This window comes from Stenotrophomonas sp. DR822 (assembly GCF_019793815.1).
GTDB lineage: Bacteria > Pseudomonadota > Gammaproteobacteria > Xanthomonadales > Xanthomonadaceae > Stenotrophomonas > Stenotrophomonas indicatrix.
The window spans coordinates 1,088,149-1,100,897 of the sequence record NZ_CP081826.1 but is presented as its reverse complement, the minus strand read 5'-3'; the positions used below and the strand labels follow the sequence as shown (position 1 = coordinate 1,100,897).

Sequence of the window (12,749 nt, the reverse complement as noted above, 5' to 3'; positions counted from 1 at the left end):
CCGGGTATCATGGTGGCATGGCAAAACTCCTGCTCAATCTGCGCAATGTCGGCAACGACGAATATGCCGATGTCTGCACGCTGCTGGACCAGCACGGCATCGCCTGGTACCGCACCGAACCCAGTCCGTGGGGCATCTCCAACGGTGGCCTGTGGCTGCGCGAGGATGCCGACCAGCCGCGTGCCAAGGCGCTGATGGCCGACTACCAGGCGGCCCGTGGCGTGCGGGTCCGTGCCGAGCGCGAACAGGCCCTGCGCGACGGCACTGCCGAGACCTTTGGCAGCCTGTTCCGGCGCCGCCCTGTGTTCGTGGTGCTGGTGCTGCTGGGCATGGCGGTGGCGGCGGCACTGGTGCTGCTGCCGTTCATGCTGCTGCGGGGGTAGGGGGTCCGGCCGGGTTGCACCCGGCACCCGCAGAGGCAACGGCAACAGCAACAGCAACAGCAACAGCGGGCGTTCCGTGGTGGGCGGGGCGGTATAGGCAGGCGGGACACGCCGTAGACCCATCCTTGGGGGCTCGATGGCGCCATCCATCGCGCCAACGGTCCCGCCTGCCTATACCGCCCCGCCCCGGACGCGTTCCGGGTGCTGTCGGTAGATGTCGACCTTGGTCGACACTGTGGTAGATCCACGCCATGCGTGGATGAACGGTGGAGGCTGATGCGGGGGCGGTCAGGCGCTAAAATGGCGGGATGATCGCCAATACCGCTGCCTATCATTTCGCCGTCATCGACGCCCCCCAGGCCCTGTGCGACCAGCTGCAGGCGTGTGCCGAGGCGTCCGGCCTGCAGGGGACGATCCTGGTGGCGGGCGAGGGGCTGAACCTGTTCCTGGCGGGTGCACCGTCCGCGATCGATGGCTTCTACGCGGAACTGCGTGCTGATGCGCGCTTCGCCGATATGCGGGTCAAGACCAGCTTCAGCGAGCACCAGCCATTCGCGCGGCTGAAGGCCAAGGTCAAGGACGAGATCATCAGCTTCCGTCGTGACGATGGCCAGCCGCTGGACTACCCGCGCGCGCCGGCCATCGATCCTGCCACCGTGCAGCGTTGGCTGCGGCAGGGGCATGATGATGCTGGCAAGCGCGTGGTGATGCTCGATACGCGCAACCTGCAGGAGATCGAGTACGGCACCTTCAAGGATGCGCTGGTACTGCCCATCCACAAGTTCACCGATCTGCCCGAGGCGCTGGCGCCCCATCGTGAAGCGCTGAAGGACAGCACCGTGGTCAGTTTCTGCACCGGTGGCATCCGCTGCGAGAAGGCGGCGCTGTGGATGCTCAACGACGGCATGGACAACGTGCTGCAGCTCGATGGCGGCATCCTCGGTTACTTCGAGGAAGTCGGCGGTGAGGGCTACGAAGGTCGTTGTTTTGTGTTCGACGAACGGGTGGCGCTGGATGCCGAACTGAAGCCGTTGGTGGACGAGCCGTTGCCCGAGCCACGCCCCAGCGCGTTCTGACCCTTCCACATTGGCCTGCGGGCCTGAACCGGCCAGGCAGGAATCAGCGTCCCGCCACCGGCACTGGCCGTGGCGGCAGGGCGACCCCATCAAACGGGGATCCTGTGACGGAAAACCGCCTGATGATCCCGTTGTCGATTCTCGACCTGGCCCCGGTCTGCGAGGGTAGCGATACCACTGCCGCCTTTGCCAACATGCTTGAGCTGGCCCAGCATGCCGATGCGCTGGGCTACCGCCGCTACTGGCTGGCCGAACACCACAACATGCCTGGCATCGCCAGTGCCGCCACGGCGGTGCTGATCGGTCATGTGGCCGGTGGCACCCAACGCATCCGCGTCGGCGCCGGTGGCATCATGCTGCCCAACCATGCGCCGCTGCAGGTGGCCGAGCAGTTCGGCACGCTGGCTTCGCTGTATCCCGATCGCATCGACCTGGGCCTGGGCCGCGCGCCGGGTACCGACCAGCCGACCGCCCGCGCCCTGCGCCGCTATTTCGACAGTGCCGACCAGTTCCCGCAGGACGTACGCGAGCTGCTGCACTACTTCGAACCGGTGCAGCCTGGGCAGGCGGTGCAGGCCGTACCGGGTGGCGGCCTGCGGGTGCCGACCTGGATCCTCGGTTCCAGCCTGTTCGGCGCACGCATGGCCGCCTCGATGGGCCTGCCGTACGCCTTCGCCTCGCACTTCGCCCCCGATTCCATGGATGAAGCGCTTGCGGTGTATCGCCGCGAATTCCGCCCTTCGGCCACGCTCAAGCAGCCGCACGCGATGCTGGCGTTGAACGTGGTGGCCAGTGACAGCGAGGCCGAATCGCGGCGGTTGTTCACCAGCCAGCAGCAGAGCTTCGTCAACCTGCGTCGCGGCCGTCCGGGCAAGATTCCGGCGCCGATCGATGACATCGAAGCGTTCTGGGAACCCCACGAGAAGCTCGGCGTGGAGCGGGCGCTGGCGTGCACCGTGCTGGGTGATCCGCAGCAGGTCGCCGATGGCATTGCGGCGTTCGTCGAGCGCCATCAGCCCGACGAACTGATGCTTACCGCCAACCTGTACGACCACCGCGCGCGCCTTCGCTCGTTCGAGCTGGCAATGCACGCCTGGCATGCCCGCCACGCGGGCTGAACAATTGCGTCACGGCAATTTGCGGTGCGGACGCGTCTGATGGGGACTCCCACTTCCGGAGTCCCCCATGGACGAATCGCGTACCGAGCACATTGCCCAGCTGGCTGAACTGATCAAGGACGTGGAGGTGGCGATGTTCACCACCCGTGGTGTCGATGGGCGCCTCTACAGCCGTCCGCTTGGCACCCAGCAGGTCGCCTTCGATGGCGACCTGTGGTTCGCCACTGCGGCCGACAGCCCGAAGGTGGCCGAGATCGCGCTCGACCCGCGGGTCAACGTGGCCTATGCCTCGCCATCGAAGAATACGTATGTGTCGGTAGCCGGCGTGGCACGGATCATCGACGACCGCGCGAAGGTCGAAGAGCTGTGGTCGCCGGCGATGAAGCTGTTCTTCCCGGGCGGCCCGGATGACCCAAGCCTGCGCTTGATCCACGTGCGTGCAGAGACCGCCGAGTACTGGGACGGACCGGGCACGCTGCTCGGCTCGGCGTTGAGTTTCGTGTTGTCGGCGGTGCAGGATGAACCGGCACGGTTGGGCGACAACGGATTCATCGATCTGCGTTGATTGCAGCAACCCGCCGGGCATGGCCCGGCGCTACCGGGCGGGGCTCAGGGTAGCGCCGGACCATGCCCGGCGAGCGCAGCGGCAGGCGCTCAGAACCAGCGCTGGAACAGGTCGACGGTGTAGCCCACCAGCTGCCCGGAACTGAAGCCGAAGAAAGCGATCGCCACCAGCGCAGCCACCCAGTTGAACAACATCAGCGCGCCGTCGCGTTCAAGCAGGGCCAGCGCGAACAGCAGCAACTGGAAGCCGAACAGATAGTTGGTGAACGGAATCGGCAACGACAGCAGCAGGCCCAGCAGCACCAGCAGCAGGCCGCTGAAGGCGTGGGCGGGAGCCGGGGTCAGCAGTTGCGGCATGCGCGGCTTGAGCATGCGGTCGAGGCGGCGCAGGGCACCATCGATGCGATCCAGGAACCGGTGCATGGTGCCGCGCTTCGGCCCGCGACGGGCAATGAAGCCGGGCAGCCAGGGCCGGCGCATGCAGAACAGCATCTGCAGGCCGATCAGGATCACCAACGGACCGCTGACTGCGCCGCCCAGCCCCGGGATGGGGATGAAGGCCGGCAGGATGGCGACGAACAGGAATACACCAAAGGCACTCTGCTGCAGATCCTGCAGGATCTGCCCCAGCTTCATGTGCTGGGCCGGGTCACCGAAGGCGAACATCGCCAGCAGGGTCCGGATGCCCTCGTTGCGGTACTCCGGCGATGCAGCGCCGGGGCCGGCGTCAGGCGGTGAGCTCATCGGCCTGCTCGTCGGACAGGGTGCGAAGCAGTAGTTTGTCCACGCGCGCACCGTCCAGATCGACCACCTCGAAGCGCCAGCCGGCCCAGTCGAAGTACTCGCCCGCGTGGGGGATGCGGCCGAAGAAGTGGATGCACATGCCGGCCAGGGTGTAGTAATCGCCATCCTCGGCGTCGGGCAGGTCGTTGCTGCCGATCAGCTCGCGCAGGTCCTCGATCGGCAGCGAGCCGTCCACCAGCAGCGAGCCGTCCTCACGGGTCACCACCAGCGCGTCCTCGTCGGCATTTTCCGTTGCCTGCAGGCGGCCGACCACCGCGCCCATCAAATCGCTGATGGTTACCAGGCCCTGGATCTCGCCGTACTCGTCCACCACCAGCGCCATCGACTGCTGTTCTTCGCGGAAGATCTCCAGCAGCTTCATCGCATGGGTGGATTCGGAGACGTACAGCGGTTCGCGCAACGTCTGGAACAGCGCGTTGTCGCCGCGTGCCATCCGCGTGGCCAGCGATTTCAGCTCAAGCACGCCGACCACGTCCATGTCGTTGTCGCGGTACACCGGGTACCGCGAGAACTCGTGCTCGGCCATGATCTCCAGGTTCTTGTCCAGGCCACCCAGCGTATCCAGCCAGGCGATCCGGTTGCGCGGGGTCATCAGGCTGTCGGCGGTACGGTCGCCCAGGCGCATCACGCGGTTCATCATGTCGCGCTCGTGGCTGTCGATCACGCCGGCCTCGTGGCTCTCGGCCACCAGCATGCGGATCTCCTCTTCGGTCACCGACGCGACCTCGTCCTTGCCCAGGCCGAACAGGCGCAGCACCAGCTGGGTGGTCTTGGACAGCAGCCAGACGAAGGGGAAGGCCAGCTTGGCCAGCCAGCTCATCGGCAGCGCCACCAGGCCGGCGATGTCCTCCGAGCGGGTCAGGGCCAGGCGCTTGGGCACCAGTTCGCCGAAGATCAGGGTGATGAAGGTGATGAAGGTGACCGCAAGGGCCTTGCCGATGCCGCCGGCGTAGGCGAAGCCCGGCATCAGCCCCTGGATCCAGCCGCCGATGGCTTCACCCAGGGCCTCGCCGCCGAGGAAGCCGGTCAGCACGCCGATCACGGTGATGCCGATCTGGACGGTGGACAGGAAGGCTTCCGGCTTCTCCGACAGCTCCAGGGCCTTGGCCGCGCGCTTGGAATTGCCGGCCAGCTGCTTCAGCCGGCTCTTGCGCGAGGTCATGACTGACATCTCGGACATGGCAAAGAAGCCGTTCAGCAGAACAAGCGCGAAAACAATCAGGATCATTTCAAACACGGGCATCGTCCCCGGTTGGTGGCAGGGAGGGCGGGTGCTTGCGATGGCGGCAGGCGCTCAGGAACGGGGTCCGGCGCGGCGCTGGGGGATAAGGGTCGTCGTCCATAAGGTGCGCCCGAAGGCGCGCTGGCATCTTAGCAAAGGGCCGTGGCTCGGTGGCAAATGCCTGTTCAGTTTTGGGCGTCCTGACCCCCGGAAAGGGGCAGGGATACCCGTGATGGTCATCTAGCCGTCATAATTCGCACTGGTGCCGTCCTTCCCGCGACGGCTGACAGGTTTCTCAATGTTCTCTCTGCAGACCATTTTCGGTTCCGGCAAACAGTTCTACACCCTGCTCGATGAGGCTGCCGTCGCGGCTTCCGACGCCGCCAAGGCACTGCATTCCATGCTGCGCGACGCCGATCGCCAGCCCGCCCTGGATGCCTTCAAGCTGGCCCGTCTGCGCGAACGCGCGGCCTCGGACAAGATCAGCCAGGCGCTGGTGGACAGCTTCATGACCCCGATCGAGCGCGAAGACATCGAAGCGCTGGGCTCGGCCCTGTACAAGATTCCCAAGCAGATCGAGAAGTTCGCCGATCGCTATTCGCTGGCCACCACCCACCTGGAACACATCGACTTCGCGCCGCGCGCGGCGATGCTGGAGCAGGCCGCTGGCGTAGTGGTGGAGATGGTCGCCGACCTGCGCCACATGAACCTGGACCGGATGACCGCGCTCAACGAGCGCCTGCGCTCGCTGGAAAACGAGGCCGATCGCCTGATGCTCGAGCTGTACCGTGACATCTATTCCGGTCGCCTGGACAACCTGCAGATGTTCCTGCTCAAGGAATTCTTCGAGATCCTGGAAAAGGCCATCGACCGCTGCCGCGAGGCCGGTGTGGTGGCGTACCAGATCGTGTTGAAGAACAGCTGACGGGCCGGTACCGATGCTCACCCTAGTCCTGGTGGTGATCCTGGCCGCGCTCGTCTTCGAGTTCATCAACGGCTTCCACGATACCGCCAACTCCATCGCTACCGTGGTGGCAACCAAAGTACTGTCGCCCGGTTGGGCGGTCATGCTTGCCGCCTTCATGAACCTCATCGGTGCCCTGACCGGCACCGCGGTCGCACTGACCATCGCGTCGGGCCTGCTCAACACCAACGTGGTCGACGTGACCCCGCAGGTGATCCTGTGCGCGCTGCTCGGCGGCATCATCTGGAACCTGATCACCTGGTGGAAGGGCCTGCCGTCCTCGTCCTCGCACGCGTTGATCGGTGGCCTGTGCGGCGCCGGCCTGGCTGCGGCCCACAACAACTGGGACGCGCTGATCTGGTCCGAACGGCTTGGCAGCTGGGCGCAGAACAAGGGCCTGCTGTGGAAGGTGTTCGTGCCGATGATCACCTCGCCGATCGCAGGCTTCCTGCTCGGCATCGCAGTGATGGTGCTGTTGTGGGCACTGATCGCAGGCCTGGCCAAGATCGGCGGCGCGATCGGCCGGCTGGCACGTCCGCGCATCGTCAATGCGTTCTTCGGCAAGGCACAGATCGCTTCGGCGGCCTACATGGGCTTTGCCCACGGCCACAACGATGCGCAGAAGACCATGGGCATCATCGCGATGACCCTGATCGGTGCCGAGGCGACCGGCGCGTTGAACGACCTGCCGTCGTGGCTGGCCTTCATGCATCCGGACGCGCACGCCGGCGACGGCATTGCCATGTGGATCGTGCTGACCTGTGCGGTGGTGATGGCCGCCGGTACCGCCTCGGGCGGCTGGAAGATCATCAAGACCCTGGGCCACAAGATGGTCAAGCTGCACCCGATCCACGGCTTCGCCGCGGAAACCAGCTCGGCCACCGTGCTGACCCTGGCGGCGCACTTCGGCATGCCGGTATCGACCACCCACAGCATCTCCACCGCGATCATGGGCGTAGGCTTCGCCAAGAACCCGCGTTCGCTGCGCCTGGGCGTGATCGAACGCATCGTCTGGGCCTGGATCCTGACCATCCCGGCGGCAGGCGGCTGCGCCTACCTGATCCTGAAGCTGTTCGAGCTGCTCGGCTGGACCTGAGTTCCACGCCAACGCTGGAAACAAAAAGCCCGCCGGATTCCGGCGGGCTTTTTCATTTCATGAAGCATCCGGTTTCCGTTATCCACGCATGGCGTGGATCTACAGTGTCGACCAAGGTCGACACCTACCAACAGCAGCAGGAAGTCGACACCCACCAACAGCAGCGGAACCTGTCGAAGGCGGGGTGGGTCCGGTTGCGGGGGTGTCCGCGGCATGGATGCCGCGGCCAAGCCCCCAAGGGTGAGGGCGCTTTGCTTGCGAAGCACTGCTTCGCAAGCGCCCGAACGCACAGCCGCCAGCGGCTGGGCCGGTCTGGGGGTTTACGGCGTCCCCCGCAACCGGGCCCACCCCGCCAACCCACGGAAAGCCAGTTTTTGACGTTGCCGTTGCCGTTGCCCTTGCCGTTGCCGTTGCCGTTGCCGTTGCCGTCGATTCTGCGGGTGCCGGGCCGCAGGCCCGGCCGACAACCCCTTAATTGCGCTGGAACAATGCCTGCACATCCCTGCGGAACGCCGCCTGGCTGTCAGCCCGGCTGTAGAACATGTGCCCGCCCGGATAGCTGCGCACCTGCACGCGGTCCGGGTTGCTGCCCATCGTCGGCATCTGGTCCACCGTCAGGATCGAGCCCATGAACGGGCAGGACAGGTCATTCCAGCCATGCACGATCAGCACCTGCAGATGCGGGTCGATCGCCACGGCCTGGCGCAGCTGGGTCACCGCACCTTCGCGCAGGTCACCATTGCGATCCCACAGACGGTTCACGTCGTAGTTCAGTGCCTGGTAGCGCGCATCCACCTTCCAGCCGACCTCACGGGTGACGAAGTCGACCATCGCGGTGGTGGTCGGGGCGATGATGCTGTCCAGCAGCGGGTCGTTGGCGCGCTGCTCCGGATCGTTCGGGAACGGATCGAACGCAGTGACGTTGGAATCGTAGCGGCTGCCCAGCGTGCCCTTGTCGCGGAACACCTCGCGCAGGTAGGCCTGGGTCTCCAGACGGCCGCCGGCGCGGCGTACGAACTGCGGGTCCAAGCCGGTCAACTCGGCTACCCGGCGCAGCATCGCCTCGGTCGCCTGCGGATCGCTGCGGCCCTTCATCAGCGCGGTGGCGTAGTCACCGCGGGTGTACTCGACCACCTCGCGCATCGCCGCGTCGGTCAGCTTGCCCTGGCGTTCCAGGTGCGCGGCAGCGATCGACGGCAGGGTCTGCATCCACGCCATCGGCGAGACATCGGCGTTGTCTTCCAGGGTCGGGCTCAGGTAAGGCGACACCAGCACCAGGCCGTTCATCGCCACGCCCAGGCGCGTCTGCAGGAAGTGGGTGATGCGCGGGCCGCGATAGCCGCCATAGCTCTCGCCGGTCAGGTACTTGCGCGAGGCCATGCGCTGGTTGCGCAGCAGCCAGTCGTAGATCGTGCGCGAGAGGTACTCGACATCGGCACTGGGCGTATACAGCTGTTTCTTCGCCTCCTCATCGCCGATGCGGGCGCGGCTGAAGCCGGTACCGACCGGGTCGATGAACACCAGGTCGGTGAAGTCCAGCCAAGTACCGGGATTGTCGTGCAGCTTCGCCGGCGCCGATGCGCTGTCGCCTTCCGAACCGAAGGTCACCACCTTCGGGCCGATGGCGCCCAGGTTGAGGTACACAGAAGACGCGCCGGGGCCGCCATTGAGCGCGAAGGTCACCGGCCGGTCCTTGCCCGGCATCGTGTAGGCGGTGAACACCACATCGGCGATCACCTTGCCCTTCGCATCGCGTACCGGCAGGGTGCCGACGGTGGCGGTGTAGTCGAGGGTGCGCCCAGCCAGGCGCATGCTCTGGCGAGCCGACGCATCGGCCGGCAGGGGAGCGGCTTCGGTCTTCTCTTCTTTCGTTTCGGAGGCACCGTCAGCAGCAGGCGCGGCCAGCACGCAGGCAGGGGCGATCAGCAGGCCGACGCAGAGCGCGGCAGAGTGCAGCAGGAACTTCATGGCACCGGAACGGCAGCGGAAGGGACCCCGATGCTAGGGCGGGGTGCCGCGCACCGTATGTGTCCAAAGGCATGGGCCGGCGTTGTGGCCTGATCCGGTCAAGCGACGGTGGCTGAGCGCACCGCGTCGTCGGCCAGCAGCCCATACACGGCCGAGTCGGCCAGTTCACCCTGGATACGCCAGCGCTGCCGCAGCAGGCCTTCGCGGTGGAAGCCCAGGCGTTCGAGCACGTGTGCCGAGGCGTGGTTGCGTGGATCGATCTCCGCTTCCACCCGGTGTAGTTGCAGGGTGTTGAACAGATAGGCCAGCACCTGCTGCAGCGCTTCATGCATGTAGCCGTGGCCCTGCCTGCCAGGTGCCAGCAGATAGCCGATTTCCGCGCGCGCCGCATCCCGATCCAGGGCAAACACCACGCAGATGCCCAGCAGGGGGCCGTCCACCGATTCGCGCAGGGCCAGCTTCAACTGCGTGCCGGTCGCCTGTGCAGCCAGGTCGTCGTCGATCTGCGCGCGTGCTTCGGCCGGACGCGTCCACGCCGGGTGGTTCCACCAGTGCATCACGTCCGGGTCGGACTGCAGGGCGAACAGGGCCGCGGCGTCATCGCGGCGAATGGGGCTCAGTACCAGGCGCGCGCTGTGCAGCGGCAGCCCGGGGAACAGCAGTGAGTTGGCGGGCAATGGGGTCGTCCACGCGGATGAACGCGCATTATGGACCCGCAGGGTTTGCCGATGGCGGCCGATCCAACGGCCCGGTAATGCCGGCCGCTGGCCGGCAGCACGAAGAGGTCCGGTAGTGCCGGTCCGGGAATCAGACTTCCAGCGAAGCCAGATCGCCCGCGCCGAGTGAACAATGCCCGCACGGCGAGGTTGGGGCCGTCGCCACGGCCCCGTGCAATGACGCACCGGAATCAGACTTCCAGCGAAGCCAGATCGCCCTTGCTCTCCAGCCAGCCCTTGCGGTCCGACGCGCGCTTCTTGGCCAGCAGCATGTCCATCAGTGAATGGGTCTGCTCGCCATCGTCGATGGTCAACTGCACCAGGCGACGGGTGTCCGGATGGATGGTGGATTCACGCAGCTGCGGCGGATTCATCTCGCCCAGGCCCTTGAAGCGGGTCACGTTGATGGCGCCCTTGATCTTCTCGCGTTCGATCTTGTCCAGCATCGAGCGCTTTTCTTCCTCATCCAGGGCGTAGAACACCTGCTTGCCCACGTCGATGCGGAACAGCGGCGGCATCGCCACGAACACGTGGCCGGCATCGACCAGCGCCGGGAAGTGCTTCAGGAACAGTGCGGTCAGCAGCGTTGCGATATGCAGGCCGTCGGAGTCGGCGTCGGCCAGGATGATCACCTTGCCGTAGCGCAGGCCGCTGATGTCTTCCTTGCCCGGGTCACAGCCGATGGCCACCGCCAGGTTGTGCACTTCCTCCGAGGCCAGCACGCTGTTGGAGGACACTTCCCAGGTGTTGAGGATCTTGCCGCGCAGCGGCAGGATCGCCTGGAAATCCTTGTCGCGGGCCTGCTTGGCGCTGCCGCCTGCCGAGTCGCCCTCGACCAGGAACAGTTCGGTGCGCGACAGGTCCTGGCTGATGCAGTCGGCCAGCTTGCCGGGCAGGGCAGGGCCCTGGGTGACCTTCTTGCGGACGACCAGCTTCTCGGTCTTCAGGCGCGCACTGGCGCGCTCGATGGCGATCTGCGCGATCTTCTCGCCCAGCTCCACGTTCTGGTTCAGCAGCAGGCTGAACGCATCGTGCGCGGCGCCTTCGACAAAACCGGCGGCTTGGCGCGAGGACAGGCGTTCCTTGGTCTGGCCGCTGAACTGCGGGTCGGTCATCTTCAGCGACAGCACGAACGACACGCGGTCCCACACGTCTTCCGGGGCCAGCTTGACGCCGCGCGGCAGCAGGTTGCGGAAGTCGCAGAACTCGCGCAGCGCTTCGGTCAGGCCGGTGCGCAGGCCGTTGGCGTGGGTGCCGTGCTGTGCGGTGGGAATCAGGTTGACGTAGCTTTCCTGCACCAGCTCGCCTTCCGGCAGCCAGGCCACGGCCCAGTCCACGATCTCGGTGTCTTTCTTCAGGTTGCCCACGAACAGATCAGCCGGCAGCGACTCGCGATCGCCCAGTTCCAGCTTCAGGTAATCGCGCAGGCCATCCTCGTAGTACCAGGTGTCGACCTCGCCGGTGGCTTCGTCGGTCAGCTTGACGGTCAGGCCCGGGCACAGCACGGCCTTGGCGCGCAGCAGGTGCTTGAGCGCGCGCACGGCGAACTTGGGCGTATCGAAGTACTTCGGGTCCGGCCAGAAGCGCAGGCGGGTACCGGTGTTCTTCTTGCCGACGGTGCCGACCACTTCCAACGGCGAGGCGCGGTCGCCGTTGCGGAAGGTGATGCGGTGTTCGGCACCGTCGCGCTTGATGTGGATTTCCACCAGGGTCGACAGCGCATTGACCACGCTGACGCCGACGCCATGCAGGCCGCCGGAGAAGGTGTAGTTGTTGTTGTTGAACTTGCCGCCGGCATGCAGGCGGGTCAGGATCAGCTCGACGCCCGGGATCTTCTCTTCCGGATGGATGTCCACCGGCATGCCGCGGCCGTCATCGCTGACCTCCACGCTGCCGTCCTTGAACAGGGTGATCTCGATCGAGCGGGCATGGCCGGCGAGGGCCTCGTCCACCGAGTTGTCGATCACTTCCTGCGCCAGGTGGTTCGGGCGCGCGGTGTCGGTATACATGCCGGGGCGGCGCTTGACCGGGTCAAGGCCGGACAGGACTTCAATATCGGCGGCGTTATAGCGGGCGTTCATCTGTCTTCGAAAGCGTGGAGCGACGGGCAAGTGTGCGGTCTGGACCGGGAATTTGCACGCCTGCGGTTCAGCCTCGTTGGCGGGGAGGGGGTAAAATGGCAACCGCTGGAACCGAACACCGGCGCCCCCCACATCCGAGCCATACCGCGAGGAGGACTCCATGAAGAAGTTGCTGACCATTGCGATCCTGGCTGCCGCCGCTGTTGCAGTGCCGATGGTGCTGGCGCAGAACGCCGGCCAGCCTGCTCCGCAGCAGGGTGACCAGGCCGACAAGGCGCAGTCCGAAGCCGAGGCCAAGGCCAAGCGCCGCGCGCAGGCCAATGCCGAGATGAAGGCCAAGGGCCAGCCGGTGCCGCAGCAGGAAGAAGAGGAAGAGGCACGCAAGAAGAAGTAATTCTTCTGCCCTTCGAGGCCCTTGCCACAAGGGTTTCCCCCTCGAACGCCCCGCCCAGCGGGGCGTTTCTTTTTGCCGATGGCGCCATCTGCCCCTTGGGTTGGCGGCCATCTATCTGTAAACTATGGCTTTCCGGGAGTAAGTGCGTGTCCACCATTTGCGAATGGGCTGGCACGGCCAAGCGTGGCCTCCAGCAAAGCGGGTCGCAGGTGACGGTCGAAGTGACCGGCACGGCCGCCCCGACCTCGCAGGGTGGTTCCCCGCTGGCGCATTGCGCTGGCCGGGCCCGCACCTCCCTCGCTGCTCCAGCGAACCGGAAAACCCCCTTTCTGCTCCACGCCCGCCCCCCGGGCAGGCGTGGCG

General features: G+C 66.0%; 12 protein-coding genes. 7 read left to right on the top strand and 5 right to left on the bottom strand.

Translation table 11 applies throughout. The annotated features are described in order from the left end of the window. The first annotated feature begins 17 nt into the window (after window positions 1-17). The 4 genes from K5K93_RS05035 (at window position 18) to K5K93_RS05020 (ending at window position 3,142) form a co-directional block, all read left to right on the top strand. Window positions 18-383, top strand: coding sequence for a DUF6164 family protein (locus K5K93_RS05035; protein ID WP_222390003.1), 366 nt, complete (start codon window positions 18-20; stop codon window positions 381-383). 308 nt (window positions 384-691) lie between these two features. Next, entirely contained in the window at window positions 692-1,459 is a 768-nt protein-coding gene (locus tag K5K93_RS05030; RefSeq protein ID WP_222390001.1) for a sulfurtransferase, read from the top strand. 122 nt (window positions 1,460-1,581) lie between these two features. Next, complete coding sequence (locus tag K5K93_RS05025; protein ID WP_032976501.1) at window positions 1,582-2,577, top strand: LLM class flavin-dependent oxidoreductase; 996 nt, start codon at window positions 1,582-1,584, stop codon at window positions 2,575-2,577. A 67-nt stretch (window positions 2,578-2,644) separates the two neighbouring features. Further along, window positions 2,645-3,142 carry a pyridoxamine 5'-phosphate oxidase family protein gene (locus tag K5K93_RS05020; RefSeq protein ID WP_025878887.1) on the top strand — a complete coding sequence of 166 codons (498 nt, stop codon included), beginning with the start codon at window positions 2,645-2,647 and terminating at the stop codon, window positions 3,140-3,142. An 89-nt stretch (window positions 3,143-3,231) separates the two neighbouring features. Here K5K93_RS05020 and K5K93_RS05015 read toward each other — a convergent pair whose 3' ends face one another. Continuing rightward, window positions 3,232-3,885, bottom strand: a complete 654-nt coding sequence (locus K5K93_RS05015) for an exopolysaccharide biosynthesis protein (protein WP_025878888.1) — start codon at window positions 3,883-3,885, stop codon at window positions 3,232-3,234. After that, entirely contained in the window at window positions 3,869-5,188 is a 1,320-nt protein-coding gene (locus K5K93_RS05010; RefSeq protein WP_093820083.1) for a hemolysin family protein, read from the bottom strand. Before K5K93_RS05010 ends, K5K93_RS05015 begins: the two co-directional genes overlap by 17 nt. Window positions 5,189-5,465: 277 nt before the next feature. Here K5K93_RS05010 and K5K93_RS05005 point away from each other — a divergent pair, with 277 nt between their 5' ends. Both K5K93_RS05005 and K5K93_RS05000 read left to right on the top strand, forming a co-directional pair. Further along, window positions 5,466-6,092: a DUF47 family protein gene (locus tag K5K93_RS05005; protein ID WP_025878890.1), complete on the top strand. Its 627-nt coding sequence runs from the start codon at window positions 5,466-5,468 to the stop codon at window positions 6,090-6,092. Window positions 6,093-6,105: 13 nt separating this feature from the next. Then, window positions 6,106-7,227, top strand: coding sequence for an inorganic phosphate transporter (locus tag K5K93_RS05000; RefSeq protein ID WP_025878891.1), 1,122 nt, complete (start codon window positions 6,106-6,108; stop codon window positions 7,225-7,227). Between the two features lie 471 nt (window positions 7,228-7,698). Here the strand turns inward: K5K93_RS05000 and K5K93_RS04995 are convergent, their stop codons facing one another. The 3 genes from K5K93_RS04995 to parE all read right to left on the bottom strand — a co-directional run bounded on the left by K5K93_RS04995 (window position 7,699) and on the right by parE (window position 11,992). Then, window positions 7,699-9,195, bottom strand: coding sequence for a S10 family peptidase (locus K5K93_RS04995; RefSeq protein WP_088101354.1), 1,497 nt, complete (start codon window positions 9,193-9,195; stop codon window positions 7,699-7,701). Between the two features lie 98 nt (window positions 9,196-9,293). Continuing rightward, window positions 9,294-9,872, bottom strand: coding sequence for a GNAT family protein (locus K5K93_RS04990; protein ID WP_059063745.1), 579 nt, complete (start codon window positions 9,870-9,872; stop codon window positions 9,294-9,296). A 230-nt stretch (window positions 9,873-10,102) separates the two neighbouring features. Further along, on the bottom strand, window positions 10,103-11,992 hold the full coding sequence (parE, locus tag K5K93_RS04985; RefSeq protein ID WP_025878894.1) for a DNA topoisomerase IV subunit B: 1,890 nt from the start codon (window positions 11,990-11,992) through the stop codon (window positions 10,103-10,105). Between the two features lie 160 nt (window positions 11,993-12,152). Here parE and K5K93_RS04980 point away from each other — a divergent pair, with 160 nt between their 5' ends. Continuing rightward, complete coding sequence (locus K5K93_RS04980) at window positions 12,153-12,386, top strand: hypothetical protein (protein WP_025878895.1); 234 nt, start codon at window positions 12,153-12,155, stop codon at window positions 12,384-12,386. Window positions 12,387-12,749: the final 363 nt, after the last annotated feature.

Coding starts and splice junctions, on each gene's coding strand:
- K5K93_RS05035 (WP_222390003.1), top strand. CDS start 18: ATGGCAAAACTCCTGCTCAATCTGCGCAATGTCGGCAACGACGAATAT.
- K5K93_RS05030 (WP_222390001.1), top strand. CDS start 692: ATGATCGCCAATACCGCTGCCTATCATTTCGCCGTCATCGACGCCCCC.
- K5K93_RS05025 (WP_032976501.1), top strand. CDS start 1,582: ATGATCCCGTTGTCGATTCTCGACCTGGCCCCGGTCTGCGAGGGTAGC.
- K5K93_RS05020 (WP_025878887.1), top strand. CDS start 2,645: ATGGACGAATCGCGTACCGAGCACATTGCCCAGCTGGCTGAACTGATC.
- K5K93_RS05015 (WP_025878888.1), bottom strand. CDS start 3,885: ATGAGCTCACCGCCTGACGCCGGCCCCGGCGCTGCATCGCCGGAGTAC.
- K5K93_RS05010 (WP_093820083.1), bottom strand. CDS start 5,188: ATGCCCGTGTTTGAAATGATCCTGATTGTTTTCGCGCTTGTTCTGCTG.
- K5K93_RS05005 (WP_025878890.1), top strand. CDS start 5,466: ATGTTCTCTCTGCAGACCATTTTCGGTTCCGGCAAACAGTTCTACACC.
- K5K93_RS05000 (WP_025878891.1), top strand. CDS start 6,106: ATGCTCACCCTAGTCCTGGTGGTGATCCTGGCCGCGCTCGTCTTCGAG.
- K5K93_RS04995 (WP_088101354.1), bottom strand. CDS start 9,195: ATGAAGTTCCTGCTGCACTCTGCCGCGCTCTGCGTCGGCCTGCTGATC.
- parE (WP_025878894.1), bottom strand. CDS start 11,992: ATGAACGCCCGCTATAACGCCGCCGATATTGAAGTCCTGTCCGGCCTT.
- K5K93_RS04980 (WP_025878895.1), top strand. CDS start 12,153: ATGAAGAAGTTGCTGACCATTGCGATCCTGGCTGCCGCCGCTGTTGCA.